Below are 13,688 nucleotides of genomic sequence, written 5' to 3' on the forward strand. Positions count from 1 at the left end.
AAGGAGGCTGCAAGAGGATGCGACTGGCCGAACTGAGCGCGCGCAGCGGGGTGTCCACCGCGACGATCAAGTACTACCTGCGGGAAGGGCTGCTCCAGCCCGGCCACCGGGTCACCGCCACCCAGGCCGAGTACGGCGAGGAGCACCTGCGCCGGCTGAGGCTGGTGCGGGCACTGATCCAGATCGGCAAGATGCCGGTGGCCGTCGCACGGGAGGTGATCGCCGCCGCGGAGGACACGTCGCTGGACCACCACATGCGGCTCGGCGCGGCCACCCGGGCGCTGCCGCGTGTCCCGGGCCCCGCCGAGGACGACGAGGCGACGGGGATCGCGCGCCGCTCGGTGGACGCGTTGCTGGAGCAGTTGGGCTGGCACGGCATGCACGATGAGCCCTCGCCCGCCCTCGGCACGCTCATCACCTCCGTCGCCGCGCTCGTCCGCCTCGGCTACCCCTGCGACGCCGCACACCTGCTGCCCTACGGCCGCCTCGCCGCCGAACTCGCCGTCGCCGACCTGGACGCGGTGGAGGAACAGCCCACGGCGGCCGGGCAGATCGAGGCGGCCGTCGCGCTGACCGTGCTGTACGAACCGGTGCTGCTCAGCCTGCGCAGGCTGGCGCACGTCCAGGAATCGGCCCGGAGGTTCGGGGGCCGGTGAGTTCTGTCCGGCGGATCATGTCCCGAGCCGGGACCGGATCGCCTCGACGGTGACGGTGCCCACCCTCATCCTCAGCCCCAGCAGCGACTCGCGGACAGGGCCGCTCCCCCTGCACAGTGCCAGCGGGTTGCGCCGGTTCTTGGGGACGGCCCCGTGACGTGGGGGTCAACTCACGCGGCGCCTCCGGTGCGAGCTCTCCGTCCGGGCTATTGCAAGCCGGCGAGGAGGCCGTCGAGGGCCTTCACCAAGGCTTCGGAGTTGGCCGGGTCGAACCAAGTAGCGCGGATGCGTTCGTTGTTACCGTTCGGCCAGGGGGATGGCCCGGACCAGCGGGGCCCCGGTGGCGAGTGTGTGACGCAGGGCGTCGTTGCTGACGCCGGCCATCACATTGACCACGATCTTGTCGCTTCCCACCCTCAGCCCGGTCAACGCCTCGTGCCGGTCCTGGCGGCGTACCGCGATGATCACCAGCTCGGAGCGGTCCACCACCTCCTGGTTGTCGGCGCAGACCTTCACTCCCTTGTAGCGCTCGGACAGCTCCGCGGCAGTCCGCGCTCCCCGGGGGAGAGAAAAACCTCCAGCGACGTCCCGTCCCCGTCACACAGGCCCATCACGATGGCCCGGCCGATCTCGCCCACTCCGATGATGCCGATGCGCTTCACTGTGTCTGCCTCCCTGGTACATGACGGTCGTGACCCGTAACGATCCGGGTCTGTGACGTTGAGTCCGCGTCAGCGGAACACGCGCCGCGGGCAGCGCGATGCCCGCGACCCCGCCCCGAACCCTTCCGCGTAGGTCGGGGTGAACTGTGGCTCGGGGCGCTGTTGTCGGGATGGTTGCCCTCCGCTCCTCAGGTGCGGAGCCCAAGGGAGCCGATGCCATGCCAGTCCAGTCCAGTCAGTCCTCGGCCTGCGGCGCCACGACCGGCAGGCCGTGGAACGCGTGCCCTGCTCCGGGTCTCATCGGTCGATCAGGCCGATGCCGTGGTCGCCGTACCGGGCTCCATGGGCGCCGGTGGTGGGGACGGCGCCGTCGATGTCGCTGAGGTCGGCCGCTGTCAGATGCAAGTCGAGGGCGGCCAGGTTGTCGCGCAGGTGGGGGCGGCGGGAGCTGCCGGGGATGGGGATGACGTCGCTGCCACGGGTGAGGAGCCAGGCAAGGGCGATCTGGGCGGGGGTGGCGTGCTTGGTTGCGGCGATTTCGGTGAGGGCGTCGACGATGGCGAGGTTGGCCTGGAGGTCGTCGCCGTTGTAACGGGGGGCGGTGGCACGGAAGTCGCCGTGGCCGTAGCGGGTGGTGGCGCGTACGGCTCCGGTGAGCAGGCCGCGGCCGAGAGGGCTGTAGGCGACCAGGACGGCGCCGAGGCCGCGAAGCGTGGGCATGACGTCTTCTTCGACATGCCGTTCCCACAGGGAGTACTCGGTCTGGACGGCGCTGATCGGGTGGATGGCGTGGGCGCGGCGGAGGGTGGCGGCCGAGACCTCGGACAGACCGATGCGGCCCACCTTTCCCTGGGCGACCAGTTCGGCCAGCGCGCCGACCGACTCCTCGAGGGGCACGGCGGGGTCGATGCGGGCGAGGTAGTACACGTCGATGTGGTCGGTGCGCAGGCGGCGCAGGGACGCTTCGCAGGCACGGCGCAGATACTCGGGTGAACCGGCGGGGACCAGGCCTTCGGCGGTGCGCCGAACGCCCGTCTTGGTGGCCAGTACGACGTGGTCGCGGTGTGGTGCGAGGGTCCGGCCGAGGAGTTCCTCGTTCGCTCCGTCACCGTAGAAGTCGCCGGTGTCGAACATGGTGACGCCCGAGTCGAGGGCCTCCAGCAGGGTGGCCGCGGCCTCGTGCGGGTCGGCGGGGCCGTAGGTGCCGGTCATGCTCATACAGCCGAGGCCGAGCCGGGAGACCGCGGGGCCGTCGGGTCCAAGGGTGGGGTGCATCGTTCGTCCGTCACTTCGAGAGGGTCGCGTGGAGGAACGCGAGGATCTCCGCCTGGGCGGCCTCGGCCTGAGGTTCCACGCCGGGCAGGGTGAGGAACGCGTGCCGCGCTCCCGGGTATTCGGTGAGCCGCACGGAGGACCCGGCCGCCTGCAGGCGCTCGGCGTAGCGGCGGCCGTGGTCGGCGACCGCATCCTGGGTGGGCACCACCACGAGCGCCGGTGCCAGCCCGCTCAGGTCGTCGGCGTACAGCGGCGACAGCGTGCGGGCGTCGGTTCCCTGTGGGACGGAGAGCCGCTGGACGAGCCGCAGTTGTGGCAGGGCCCGGGTCGGGTGGTACGCGTACTCGGCGATCGAGGGGTGGTCGAACATCGTCTCGGTCACGTCGACCGCGGGGTTGACCAGTACCTGTGCCTTGAGCTTCAGGCCGGCCTCCCTGGCCCGGATGGCCGTCAGCGCGCTGATCAACGCGCCGCAGCTCTCGCCGAAGACGGCCGTGCGCGCCGGGTCGACGCCCCACTGCGCTGCGTGCCGCACCACGTGCTGGAGCACGTCCCAGCCGTCGTCGGCGGCGTTCGCGAGCGAGCTGTCCGGGGCGAGGAGGCGGTGTTCGACCGAGACGACGACGGCGGGCAGGTGGGCGGCGAGGTGACTGTTGGTCCAGTCGCACTGCACCGCGGTGCCCACGAAGCCGCCTCCGTGGACATGGACCACGAGGGGCAGGTCGGTTCGGGCTGCGGCTTCGTCGTCTCCCGTCGGGGCCGGCCGGTAGACGCGGACCGGTAGGTCGCGGCCGGGCAGCGCGATTTCCTGCCAGGCGATCGCGGCGCCGGCGTCCGGCTCTCCGAGGATCGTCCGCGCCGCGCCGGACGCGCGGAAGCGGTTCTCCGCGTCGCGGTAGGCGCGCAGTTCCTCGGCTGTCACCGCCGACCAGTCCGGCTCCGGCGGCCGCGTCGTCGCAGTGGCCTCGCTCATGTCTCCCTCTTCCCCCGGCTGGAATCCGGTGTGTGGTGGTGATCGTGCGTCTCGGGCATCGCGCGGGTCGTGCAGTTCTGCTGAGGGCGGGGCCCTTGGAGTCGGTCCCTCGCAAGCATGCGTCCTCATTATGCACGCGGTGCGTGCAACAGCAAGTGCATAGGTTAGACTGACCCTGGATGAAAGGGGCGAGATGGCTGGCCGAAGGCGTTGGTCCACCGAGGAAATCCTGAACACGGCGGCGGAGTTGCTGCGCACGAGCGACGCCGAGTCGTTCAGCGTGCGCAAGCTCGCCGCGGCGCTCGGGACCGACTCCTCCAGCCTCTACCGGCACTTCCGCAACAAGACCGAACTGCTGCGCGCGGTCGCCGACCGGATCCTCGTGGCCGCCATGGACGGCTACCACGCCGAGGGCGACTGGAAGCAGCGCATCACCGCCCTGGCCCTGTGCCTGAGAGCGGCCTTCGGCGAGCAACCCCAGCTCGCCACGATCTGGGGACGCTATGGGTCCGGCGGCACCGGTTCCCGGCTGGTCATGGAGGAGCTACTGCAGGCCCTGCGAGCATCGGGCCTGCCCGACGAGGAGATCCCGGCGCGCTACCACCGCATCGTGATCCTCCTCGCCGCACTGATCGCCTCCGAGGCCGGGGTCAGCACGATCGCCCCCGAAGAGTACGAACAGGGCATGGAGCAGTTCCGCGTCGCGGTGCTCGGCGCCGACCCCGAACGCTTCCCCGCCCTGGCTCACTTCGCCCGCGACGTCCGCCCCCTCGGGGCAGACCGCCGCGCCGCATTCGAAGAGATCCTCGCCGCCCAACTCGCCCACATCGAGGCCGGAATCCACTGACGTGGCTTCTCGGGCCACTGACGACGCCACTCCCACGTTCAGACATCTTTGAGCTCGCCTCGCGCCCCCTTCCCACAACCACCACCACGCCGACCCGCCGGAAACCAGGTGCGGGCGGTCCGTGCGGTCGTGTGTGATCGGAGGTATGGCGATTGTGTTGCGAAAGCCGGGAGTCGACGGGCTGAGCGAGGCTGTGGACGTGCTCCGGGAGTGGCAGTACGACGGGGCGCCGATGCAGCTTCATCCGGGGGATCTGGGGTGGTTCTGGCGGTTCGGCGCAGCGGCGACGGCCGCGGCGGTCCGGACCTGGAGCCGGGACGGACGGATTCTCGCCGTCGGACTGCTGGACGGTCCTGAGCTGTTGCGGCTGACGATCTCGCCGGACGCCCAGCGGGACGAGGAGCTGGCGCAGCAGCTGGTCGAGGACGTGACCGAGCCGGAGCGCGGCGTCCTGATGGAGGGGAAGGTGTCCATCGAGGCGCCCATGGACGCACTGGTCCAAGACCTGCTGTCCGAGGCCGGCTGGGACGCCGACGAACCGTGGACGCCGCTCCGCCGCGACCTCACGGAGCCGGTGCGGGACCCGGGCGTGCGGATCAAGGTGATCGGGCCGGAGCAGGCACCCGTGCGGGCCGCCGTACAGCGGGCAGCGTTCGACGGGTCGACGTTCACGGACGAGCGCTGGCACGCGATGGCAGCCGGTGTGCCGTATGCCGACGCCCGGTGCCTGGTCGCGTACGACGACCAGGACAACGCGGTGGCGGCGGTGACGGTGTGGTCGGCCGGTCCGGGCAAGCCCGGGTTGCTCGAGCCGATGGGCGTGCACCGGGAGCATCGCGGTCACGGCTACGGCAAGGCGATCACCGTCGCCGCGGCGGCCGCACTCCAGGAACTGGGCTCGTCGAGCGCGATCGTCTGCACCCCGAGCTCCAACGCCGGCGCCGTCGCCACCTACCGGTCAGCCGGCTTCCGGCAACTCCCCGAGATCCGGGACCGATACCGGGACGCCTAGGTTCTGTTGCCGTTCAGGCGTCGCGACGGCACAGCGTCAGGTAGCCGCCGAGGAGCGATGCGGCCGTCCATGCCAGCAGGATCATCAGCGCGCCCCAGGGGCCGTAGCCGTGGCCGAAGCGAGGGTCGTCCTGCGGGCCGGTGAGATGCATGAGCACCAGGCCGGCCTGGTCGGGGAGGTACTGCAGGACGCTCTTGAGTGCCGGCACGTTTCCGAGCCCTTGAGACCCCAGGAAGAGCAGGGGGAGGAGGATGCCCAGTGAGACCGCGGAGCTGCGCAGCATCGTGGCCACTCCCATGGAGAACACACAGATGAGCGTCAAGTAGACGCAGGCGCCGCCGAGTCTGGCGGGTATCCCGTCCGCGCCCATCGTGGTGCGGTACGGCCCCAGTGCCGTCTGCGCGACGACAAAGGTGACGATCACCGTGGCCGCCGCGACGACGAGGGCCACCAGAGCGCCCGCCAGCACCTTGCCGGAGAAGAACACTCCGCGTCGTGGCACCGCCGCAAGCGAGGTCCGGATCGTTCCCGAGGAGTACTCGGAGCCGACGAGCAGCACCCCGAACACCACGAGGCCGAGCTGTCCGAGCGTCAGGCTGTACAGCCCCGCGAAAGCCGGGTCGAAGTTCACGGCGCGGTCGATGTTGGCGCGCAGGCTCAGTGCGACCAGCGTGCCGAGACCGGCGCTGAGGACGAAGGTCAGCGCCAGGGTCCAGGTGGTCGACCGCATGGTTCGGATCTTGGTCCATTCGGACGCCAGGACCGCTCGTGAGAAGGCCGTGTTCATCGCTGCTGCTCCCCGCTCCGGTAGGCGACGGACTCTCCGGTCAGTCGCATGAACGCCTCTTCGAGGGAGGCCGGCTGCCGTGTCACCTCGTGCGCCGTCACCCCGTGCGCCGCGATCAGTTCGCCGATCCGTTCCACTCCGGCCCCGGTGGCCACCAGGCTGCCGTCGGCGCCGTCGTCGACCCTGATCCCGGCGTCGGTGAGCACAGCGCGCAGCCGTGCGGGCTCAGGACTGCGGACGCGTACGCAGGGCCGGGTATGGCGGTCGAGGAAATCGGTGAGGCCGGTGTCCGCGAGCAGCCGTCCGCGGCCGATGACGATGAGGTGGTCCACGGTCAGTGCCGTCTCGCTCATCAGGTGACTGGACACCAGGATCGTCCGGCCTTCGGCCGCCAAGTCCTTCTTGAGGCGGCGGATCCAGACGATGCCCTCCGGGTCCAGCCCGTTGACCGGCTCGTCGAGCAGCAGCACCGCCGGGTCGCCCAGCAACGCAGCTGCGATGCCGAGCCGTTGGCTCATACCCAGGGAAAAGGTCCCCGCCCGTTTGTCGGCTGCGCTCCCCAGGCCGGTCAGGTCGATGACCTCACGGACCCGGCGCTGTGGGATCCGGTTGCTGCGGGCCAGCCAGCCCAGATGGGCACGGGCCGTCCGGTTGCCGTGCACGGACCTGGCATCCAGCAAAGCGCCCACGGTGTGCAGTGGTTCGCGCAGCCGTCGGTAGGGCAGCCCGTCGATGCGGACATCGCCGCTGGTCGGCCGGTCCAGACCCAGCATCATGCGCATCGTGGTGGACTTGCCCGCGCCGTTCGGCCCGAGGAAGCCGGTCACGCGGCCCGGGCGCACCTGGAAGGACAGCGTGTCGACGGCGGTGTGCCGCCCGTAGCGTTTGGTCAGTTCGCAGACTTCGATCATGCCGGTGACTGTTCCGCAGGGCGGGCCGCGGCGCATCGGGCCCGGGTGGGAGCGGGCCGGGTCCGCCTGCGGGTGGAGCACTCCTGCGGGCGCGGCCCGTGGATCCTCCCAGAGGATGAGACGCAGGCACGGCCCGGAGACGGAGGTGGCGGTGCGCCCGCTGCGGATACCGTCGTGCCGTGGACATACGTCGAACGGCGGGCACGGAGCAGCAACCGCCCTTCTTGGCCCGGAGGTTGAGCCGACGCCAGCTGATCGTGCTGGACGGTGCGGCCGTGCTCGCCTATACGGCCGTGCTGCTGCTGACGGGCTCCGCGGGATCCGCGCCTGCACCGGACCCGCCGTCCGATGGGCCCTCGCCATGGGAACCGTTGGTGTTGATGGCCGCGATTGCCGTGCCGATCGCCGTACGGCGGGTCTGGCCACTGCCGGTGTTCGGCGTCGTGACGTTCGTGACCGCGGTGGCGGTGGCCCGGGACGCGGTGTGGGATCCGCTTCTCCCGGCAGCCTCCGCGCTCTACACCGTCGCGCTCACCAGCCCGCTGCGGCGCTGGTGGGAGCGGTGGCTGCCCTACCTCACGATCACGCTGCTGTGCCTGACGGGCGCCCTGGGGGCGGTCCGCGCCGAGCAGCCGTACTGGCAGACCGGCGGTCCCGGCCTGCTCCTGCTCGGCTTCGCGGTACTGCTGGGGGCATGGGAGTTGGGGGGCGCCGTCCGCCAGCGCCGCGCCTACGCGGCCCGGGTGGCCGAGTACCTCGCGCAGCGGGCCGTCGCCGAGGAGCGACTGCGCATCGCGCGCGAGCTGCACGACGTGGTCACCCACAGCATGGGCCTGATCGCGGTCAAGGCAGGCGTCGCCAACCACGTGGTACGGACCCGCCCCGAGGAAGCCCACGACGCGCTGCGCGTCATCGAGAGCACCAGCCGTGACGCGCTCACCGCCATGCGGCGGATGCTCGGTGTGCTGCGGTCCGACGCGGATGGCGCACGCCTGCCACCGGCCGCGCGAGGACCCGTTCCGGGCCCCGGCGACCTGGCCCGACTCGCCGAGCGGGCAGGGGCCGAGCTGTCGGTGCGGGACGTGGAAGGACTGCCGGACGGGGTGGGGCTCACCGTCTACCGAATCGTGCAGGAGGCACTGACCAACGTGATCAGACACGCTCCCGCGGGAGCTCCTTGCCGCGTCGTGGTCGAAGCGAACCGGCAGGAGGTCCGCATCGACGTCACGAACGACGGGGGCCATCGCGCCGAGCCGGCCCCTCCCGGGTCCGGCGGCCACGGCATCGTCGGCATGCGGGAACGGGTCGCCATGTACGGCGGGACCTTCGCAGCAGGACCGCGCCCGCAAGGCGGTTTCGCCGTGACCGCCACAGTGCCGTACGGGAACGCCCGGTGACCGGCATGGACACGCCTGCCCGCCCGACCACGGGCCCCCTCCGCGTCCTGCTCGCCGACGACCAGGCACTGCTGCGCGGCAGCCTGCGTGTGCTGGTGGACGCCGAGCCCGGAATGGTGGTCACGGGAGAGGCGGCGACCGGTGCGGAAGCGGTGCGGCTGGCGCGCCAGGACCCGCCGGACGTGGTCCTGATGGACATCCGGATGCCCGACATGGACGGCATCGAGGCGACCCGGCAGATCTGTGGCTCACCCCGGACGGCCGAAGTGCGGGTCCTCGTCCTGACCATGTTCGACCTGGACGACTACGTCTACGCGGCACTGCGGGCCGGCGCCAGCGGCTTCCTCCTCAAGGACACTCCGCCCGGTGAGCTGCTGGCCGGCCTCCGCGTCATCGCCGCGGGCCAGGCACTGCTGGCCCCGGCCGTGACCCGGCGCCTGATCGCGGAGTTCGCCAGCCGACCCGAGCCTTCCCAGCGACTCGTCCGCAACCTGGACGGAGTGACCGAGCGGGAGCGGGAGGTGCTGACGCTCATCGCCCGAGGGCTGTCCAACACCGAGATCGCCGAGCGGCTCCACCTGGGCGTGACCACCGTGAAGACGCATGTGAGCCACCTGCTCACCAAGCTCGGTGCCCGCGATCGCGCACAGTTGGTGATCGTCGCCTACGAAAGCGGCCTCATCGAGGCGACGCGGACGGCGCCCCGGGCTGGAGGTGCGCGGCCACGATCAGGGGATGATGGCCCCGCCACATGAACCTCCGCTGCGCACATCGCACCGCGTGCCCGTCACGCAGCCGGTGCCGGTCCACCGGGCCGGGCGCCCGGCCCCCTGTGCATCAACCAGTCCCTGGAGGGCGCAACGCCCGGCTCCGCCCTCCAGGAAGCCATCTCCAGCCACGCTCTTGAAGCGCGAGCCGGTGTCGAGCCAATTGGCCATGCATCAGCACGAGTTCACAACGCGGCGGCCTGCCCACGCACCAGGAAGTTCTGCGTGCCCAGCCCGATGGCCAGGTACGCGTACAACGACACGGTCCCCAGCACCCCGGCCCCGGCCGCATGGTCGATCCACAGGCCCAGGCCGATGTGCGCGCACACCGAAGCCAGCCACAGCCCGGTGGTGGCCGCCGTTCCCTTGCGCAGCACCACGCCCTCGGGGTCACGCCACACCCGGACGGTCCGCGCCCTGGCCGCGCCGAACCCGGCCGCGACGGCCAGGCTCACCGCCAGGAGGATGATCGGCAAGGCTGTCAGCGGATGCTCCTTGACGACTGTGAAGACTCCGAAGGCTATCCCCGCGACGCCCAGGCACCCAAGGAGCGCCGGGGCAACCAGCGAGCCAATATGCCGCACCGGACGGGTGCGCAGCTGCTGTCGCACCACCAGACCCACGATCACCACGACCAAGACGAGGCCGGCCTCGCCATTCATACTCTGCATGTCAACTCCCCCTTGATGCGCTGCACTCGGGCCGGCAGCGCCACACCGCCTTATTGTGCGCGGGCGTTGAGGGGGCCGATGACGCGGGGACGCCCCACAACGCAATTCCCACCCCCGCAAGGAGATGCTCTGCCCCTCATGGAAGCCTGCGCTGGCCTCCCACACAGAAAGCCCTCGTTCCGGGCCAGTGTCACGGCAGCGGCGTTCTCCTGCGGGTGGCACCGGCGCTTGGTTCCGTGGCAGGGCGCGATGTCAGGGGTTGGAGTGAGCGCCACCCTTCCGTCTCCAGCCGCTGCCGCGGCGCCCGAGATGCACCCTTGAAATGCATCTGCGCAGGAGGGGCAATTACAATGGACGCATCCCCTCATCAGGGAATTGCACAAGGGCGGAGGCTCCGTCGGCCGCCCCGCAAACCGAGCGCAGCGCGGCGCTCTTCAGCGCCCCGCGCTCGTCCCCATGCGCTTCTCGTTTTTCCCAGGGAGCATTCCCATGGCTGGTCACACCGCCACAATCGTCCTCGAGCCCGAGGCGCAGGAGCTCGCCGACGCAACCTCGCAACATCCGTTCCTGTACGAGCTGGATCCGACCGCAGCGCGCAAGGTGCTCGACGACCTCCAGGCCGCGCCGGTCGACAAGCTGCCGGTCGACGAGGAGTGGGTCACGGTTCCGGCAGCCGTGGGCGATGTACGGGTACGCATCGTCAGGCCGCAGGGCGTCACCGGAACGCTACCCGTCGTGTTGTACATGCACGGCGGTGGCTGGGTGCTGGGCAATGCTGGTACGCACGACCGCCTGGTGCGCGAGTTGGCGGTCGGCACCCGTGCGGCAGTGGCCTTCGTGGAGTACACGCCGTCGCCCGAGGCGCACTACCCTGTGGCCATCGAGCAGGGCTACGCCACCGCGCAGTGGATCGTCCGCGAGGGAGCGTCCAAGGGACTGGATGCACAGCGCATGGCAGTGGCCGGGGAATCGGTCGGCGGGAACATGACCGCCGCGCTCGCCCTCATGTCCAAGGAGCGCGGTGACGTCACGTTCGTACAGCAGTCGATGTACTACCCGGTCACGGACGCGGCCATGGACACCGGTTCCTACGACCAATTCGCCACCGGCTACTACCTGAGCCGCAAGCTGATGGAATGGTTCTGGGACGCCTACACGACCGACCCGAACCAACGCGCGGAGATCACCGCGTCACCCAACCACGCCACCATCGAGCAGCTCTCCGGCCTGCCGCCCGCCCTGCTGATCGTCGACGAGGCCGATGTGCTGCGCGATGAGGGCGAGGAGTACGCCGCCAAGCTCCGCGCGGCCGACGTTCCGGTGACCACGGTGCGCTACGACGGCACGGTCCACGACTTCATGATGCTCAACTCGCTGAGTCAGTCCAAAGCCGCCCGTGGAGCCATCGACCAGGCAACGGCGTTCCTGCGCAACGCCCTCGGAACCGACCGGCCCTAGCCTGGAACGGCCGCTCACGCCCCGCCGGGCTCGCGGGGAGGCGAGCCCGGGCGGTCACTGCGGTGACTATGCGTCGCTGCCCCTCCGCAGGGCCTGGATGAGCCAGGGGTACGCCGGGATCAGGCTCGGCACCGCCTGCCAGCCGTTGACGATCCACACCAGCTGCCAGTACCGGTCCACGCGGGGATGATGGGCTACTTCGAACTGCTGGGCCATCCAGTCCCGGAATTCCGCGTCAGGGGTGCGCGCGAGCACCTCGGCGAATCGCTGCACGAGGTCGTCGACGATGGGTACGGCCTCGTCACTGAGGGGGTCAATGCCTGACTCCCGGGCCTCGGCGACCTTCTGGCGGGTGAACCCCATCAGTTCGTTGCCCACCTGGGTCTCTATGCCGAGCGTGCGCCGGGCGGCCTGGTAGGGCGCCGTCCGGCGCAGACAGGCACGGAAGTCCTCGTCGCCGACCAGCTCGGACAGCTCCACCCACGCAGCGACCTGCTCGCTGGACGGATCATCGGGGAGATCAGGAGTGGCAGCGCGAACCATGGCCACCACAACCGGGTCGGCATCCACCGCGCCGAAGGTGCCCTCCATGAAATCGTCGATCAGACGTCGGCGTTCTTCGCCGGACAACTGCGTAAGCCTGTGCATGAGCTTGGTCTCCTCGGGACTGGACCCGCGTCTGGCCACGACTCGCAGAACGCTCCGACGCAGTTGCAGCATCCGAATATGGACGTCCAGGGCATCGGCATGCGCCGCGGCCACTTCCGCCACCGAGAGCTCGCGGTCGAGCACCCGTTGAACCGTGGCGAGGTCCATACCCAACTCCCGCAGTGTGCGGACGAGTTCCAGACGAAGCAGTGCGTCGAGGTCGTAGAGCCGATAACCGGCGGGACTTCGACTGGTGGGCGCCACCACCCCCGAGTCGGAGTAGAACCGGATTGTCCTCACTGGCAAACCGGTCCGCCGGGAAAGCTCCCCGATCGAGAAGAGGGTCGTACCGTCCATGTCCCCCACCCTGCAGTCTCCAGTCACTGGAGACTCAAGGCTAATTCCCCACAGCTCGCTCATGTGACCCAACCTGCCTGCGCCGGCGACAGCTGGAGCAGGTCGCCTACGAGAACCCCGACACCCATTCGGGTCGGCCGACGGGCATCCCGTTACCACGACCCCACACCGCTGGCCTTCACCTTCTTACGCCCGCAATGGGTGCGGCAGGGACCGACCGTCCAGCGACCGGCGGGGCTGCGTGCGCGAACCGGCAGGCACACCCGGTCCGCGCACGCGCGTCAGGCCACCGCGCCGGCGACTCCGGTGCGGCCGTCGGGGACGCCGACGAGGGTGACGATGACCTGTTTGCGGACGGCCTCGCCGAGCGCGGCGACCAGTGCGTCGGTGGCGTTGGCGACCAGGCGTGCGGGAGCGTCCGGGACCTCGGGCAGGTGATAGGCGGCCTCGCGCATGCTGAGGGTGACATGAGGCGCATCGAGGTCGGTCGGGTTGCCGCCGATGCCCCGGCGGTGCTGCGGGATTCCGATCAGGTCCACCCCGACGAGGCGGCGGAACTCCTCGCCGTAGACGGCACCGACCGCGTCGGCCAGGGCGCTGATCAGTTTCGGTTCGACCGTCCCGTCAAGAGATTCTTCGCGGATGTGCACGCTGAAGTGCGGCATGGCGGCAACTCCGTTCACGTCGGTACGTAGGATGGAGAGCAGGTTGCTTTGCAAGCAAAGCAAAATAGCTTTGAGGGCAAAGGTAAATGTGGAGAGGTGTGCGATGTCAAGACCCAAGGCGCACGACGCCGCCGAGGGCAGCGAGAACGGGGTCGATGACGCCGTCAGGGACCTGTTGCTGCTCATGCCCCGAATGGTGGGCCGGGTCAAGAAGATCCCTGTGCCCGAGGCCCTGCAGTCCTTCGCGCTGGCGCCGCGCCACCTCTCGCTGCTGTCCTACCTGCTCTTCGACGGGCCGATGACCGTGAACGAACTGGCGGCTCGACTGCAGGTCGCGCCGACGACGGTGAGCCTGCTGGTCGGCGACCTGAGCCGGCAGGGGATCCTGGAACGGCGCGAGGACCAGGCGGACCGGCGCCGTCGCATCATCGGCATTGCGGCCGACCAGCAACCCGCGATCGCCGCCTGGCTCGCCCCGGGTGCGGCTGCGTGGCGCAAGGCGCTGGCTCCCCTGACGCCGGATCAGCGGCAGCTGTTCGTCGACACTTTGCTCGCGTACGAAGCCGCGGTGAGCGGCCAGGAACCAGGCTAGAGCCGCCGGG

The 13,688-nt window shown here is 70.2% G+C and carries 15 protein-coding genes; 7 read left to right on the forward strand and 8 right to left on the reverse strand.

The window, feature by feature from the left end; genetic code table 11:
* Positions 1–17 precede the first annotated feature (17 nt).
* Positions 18–656: a MerR family transcriptional regulator gene (locus V2J85_RS00600; RefSeq protein ID WP_330820275.1), complete on the forward strand. Its 639-nt coding sequence runs from the start codon at positions 18–20 to the stop codon at positions 654–656.
* Positions 657–953: 297 nt separating this feature from the next.
* Here the strand turns inward: V2J85_RS00600 and V2J85_RS00605 are convergent, their stop codons facing one another.
* The 3 genes from V2J85_RS00605 to V2J85_RS00615 all read right to left on the reverse strand — a co-directional run bounded on the left by V2J85_RS00605 (position 954) and on the right by V2J85_RS00615 (position 3,566).
* A complete protein-coding gene (locus tag V2J85_RS00605) occupies positions 954–1,172 on the reverse strand; it encodes an NAD(P)-binding domain-containing protein (RefSeq protein ID WP_330820276.1) in 219 nt (72 codons plus the stop codon).
* 443 nt (positions 1,173–1,615) lie between these two features.
* Complete coding sequence (locus V2J85_RS00610) at positions 1,616–2,593, reverse strand: aldo/keto reductase (protein WP_330820277.1); 978 nt, start codon at positions 2,591–2,593, stop codon at positions 1,616–1,618.
* Positions 2,594–2,603: 10 nt separating this feature from the next.
* Positions 2,604–3,566: an alpha/beta hydrolase gene (locus tag V2J85_RS00615; protein WP_330820278.1), complete on the reverse strand. Its 963-nt coding sequence runs from the start codon at positions 3,564–3,566 to the stop codon at positions 2,604–2,606.
* A 193-nt stretch (positions 3,567–3,759) separates the two neighbouring features.
* Between V2J85_RS00615 and V2J85_RS00620 the strand changes: the two genes are divergently transcribed.
* Positions 3,760–4,413 carry a TetR/AcrR family transcriptional regulator gene (locus V2J85_RS00620; protein WP_330820279.1) on the forward strand — a complete coding sequence of 218 codons (654 nt, stop codon included), beginning with the start codon at positions 3,760–3,762 and terminating at the stop codon, positions 4,411–4,413.
* A gap of 145 nt (positions 4,414–4,558) precedes the next feature.
* On the forward strand, positions 4,559–5,425 hold the full coding sequence (locus tag V2J85_RS00625; RefSeq protein WP_330820280.1) for a GNAT family N-acetyltransferase: 867 nt from the start codon (positions 4,559–4,561) through the stop codon (positions 5,423–5,425).
* A 13-nt stretch (positions 5,426–5,438) separates the two neighbouring features.
* On the opposite strand, the gene V2J85_RS00630 is transcribed toward V2J85_RS00625, so the two are convergent.
* Both V2J85_RS00630 and V2J85_RS00635 read right to left on the reverse strand, forming a co-directional pair.
* On the reverse strand, positions 5,439–6,155 hold the full coding sequence (locus V2J85_RS00630) for an ABC transporter permease subunit (protein WP_419836719.1): 717 nt from the start codon (positions 6,153–6,155) through the stop codon (positions 5,439–5,441).
* Between the two features lie 53 nt (positions 6,156–6,208).
* Positions 6,209–7,123 carry an ATP-binding cassette domain-containing protein gene (locus V2J85_RS00635; RefSeq protein WP_330820282.1) on the reverse strand — a complete coding sequence of 305 codons (915 nt, stop codon included), beginning with the start codon at positions 7,121–7,123 and terminating at the stop codon, positions 6,209–6,211.
* Between the two features lie 179 nt (positions 7,124–7,302).
* Between V2J85_RS00635 and V2J85_RS00640 the strand changes: the two genes are divergently transcribed.
* Both V2J85_RS00640 and V2J85_RS00645 read left to right on the forward strand, forming a co-directional pair.
* Positions 7,303–8,520 carry a sensor histidine kinase gene (locus tag V2J85_RS00640; RefSeq protein ID WP_330820283.1) on the forward strand — a complete coding sequence of 406 codons (1,218 nt, stop codon included), beginning with the start codon at positions 7,303–7,305 and terminating at the stop codon, positions 8,518–8,520.
* 5 nt (positions 8,521–8,525) lie between these two features.
* Positions 8,526–9,275, forward strand: coding sequence for a response regulator transcription factor (locus V2J85_RS00645; protein ID WP_330820284.1), 750 nt, complete (start codon positions 8,526–8,528; stop codon positions 9,273–9,275).
* 197 nt (positions 9,276–9,472) lie between these two features.
* Here V2J85_RS00645 and V2J85_RS00650 read toward each other — a convergent pair whose 3' ends face one another.
* Positions 9,473–9,958 carry a hypothetical protein gene (locus V2J85_RS00650; protein WP_330820285.1) on the reverse strand — a complete coding sequence of 162 codons (486 nt, stop codon included), beginning with the start codon at positions 9,956–9,958 and terminating at the stop codon, positions 9,473–9,475.
* Positions 9,959–10,447: 489 nt separating this feature from the next.
* On the opposite strand from V2J85_RS00650, the gene V2J85_RS00655 reads away from it, so the two are divergent.
* Entirely contained in the window at positions 10,448–11,416 is a 969-nt protein-coding gene (locus tag V2J85_RS00655) for an alpha/beta hydrolase (RefSeq protein WP_330820286.1), read from the forward strand.
* 66 nt (positions 11,417–11,482) lie between these two features.
* On the opposite strand, the gene V2J85_RS00660 is transcribed toward V2J85_RS00655, so the two are convergent.
* Both V2J85_RS00660 and V2J85_RS00665 read right to left on the reverse strand, forming a co-directional pair.
* A complete protein-coding gene (locus V2J85_RS00660; RefSeq protein ID WP_261953656.1) occupies positions 11,483–12,421 on the reverse strand; it encodes a MerR family transcriptional regulator in 939 nt (312 codons plus the stop codon).
* A 281-nt stretch (positions 12,422–12,702) separates the two neighbouring features.
* Positions 12,703–13,086 carry a hypothetical protein gene (locus tag V2J85_RS00665; protein WP_330820287.1) on the reverse strand — a complete coding sequence of 128 codons (384 nt, stop codon included), beginning with the start codon at positions 13,084–13,086 and terminating at the stop codon, positions 12,703–12,705.
* 103 nt (positions 13,087–13,189) lie between these two features.
* Between V2J85_RS00665 and V2J85_RS00670 the strand changes: the two genes are divergently transcribed.
* A complete protein-coding gene (locus V2J85_RS00670) occupies positions 13,190–13,678 on the forward strand; it encodes a MarR family winged helix-turn-helix transcriptional regulator (protein ID WP_261953654.1) in 489 nt (162 codons plus the stop codon).
* Positions 13,679–13,688: the final 10 nt, after the last annotated feature.

Origin of the sequence: Streptomyces bugieae (genome assembly GCF_036352915.1) — a bacterium.
GTDB lineage: Bacteria > Actinomycetota > Actinomycetes > Streptomycetales > Streptomycetaceae > Streptomyces > Streptomyces endophytica.

What these genes read in the sequence shown, in the direction of transcription:
- V2J85_RS00600 (WP_330820275.1), top strand. Translation starts at nt 18, where the DNA reads ATGCGACTGGCCGAACTGAGCGCGCGCAGCGGGGTGTCCACCGCGACG.
- V2J85_RS00610 (WP_330820277.1), bottom strand. Translation starts at nt 2,593, where the DNA reads ATGCACCCCACCCTTGGACCCGACGGCCCCGCGGTCTCCCGGCTCGGC.
- V2J85_RS00615 (WP_330820278.1), bottom strand. Translation starts at nt 3,566, where the DNA reads ATGAGCGAGGCCACTGCGACGACGCGGCCGCCGGAGCCGGACTGGTCG.
- V2J85_RS00620 (WP_330820279.1), top strand. Translation starts at nt 3,760, where the DNA reads ATGGCTGGCCGAAGGCGTTGGTCCACCGAGGAAATCCTGAACACGGCG.
- V2J85_RS00625 (WP_330820280.1), top strand. Translation starts at nt 4,559, where the DNA reads ATGGCGATTGTGTTGCGAAAGCCGGGAGTCGACGGGCTGAGCGAGGCT.
- V2J85_RS00630 (WP_419836719.1), bottom strand. Translation starts at nt 6,155, where the DNA reads ATGCGGTCGACCACCTGGACCCTGGCGCTGACCTTCGTCCTCAGCGCC.
- V2J85_RS00635 (WP_330820282.1), bottom strand. Translation starts at nt 7,123, where the DNA reads ATGATCGAAGTCTGCGAACTGACCAAACGCTACGGGCGGCACACCGCC.
- V2J85_RS00645 (WP_330820284.1), top strand. Translation starts at nt 8,526, where the DNA reads ATGGACACGCCTGCCCGCCCGACCACGGGCCCCCTCCGCGTCCTGCTC.
- V2J85_RS00650 (WP_330820285.1), bottom strand. Translation starts at nt 9,958, where the DNA reads ATGCAGAGTATGAATGGCGAGGCCGGCCTCGTCTTGGTCGTGGTGATC.
- V2J85_RS00655 (WP_330820286.1), top strand. Translation starts at nt 10,448, where the DNA reads ATGGCTGGTCACACCGCCACAATCGTCCTCGAGCCCGAGGCGCAGGAG.
- V2J85_RS00660 (WP_261953656.1), bottom strand. Translation starts at nt 12,421, where the DNA reads ATGGACGGTACGACCCTCTTCTCGATCGGGGAGCTTTCCCGGCGGACC.
- V2J85_RS00665 (WP_330820287.1), bottom strand. Translation starts at nt 13,086, where the DNA reads ATGCCGCACTTCAGCGTGCACATCCGCGAAGAATCTCTTGACGGGACG.
- V2J85_RS00670 (WP_261953654.1), top strand. Translation starts at nt 13,190, where the DNA reads ATGTCAAGACCCAAGGCGCACGACGCCGCCGAGGGCAGCGAGAACGGG.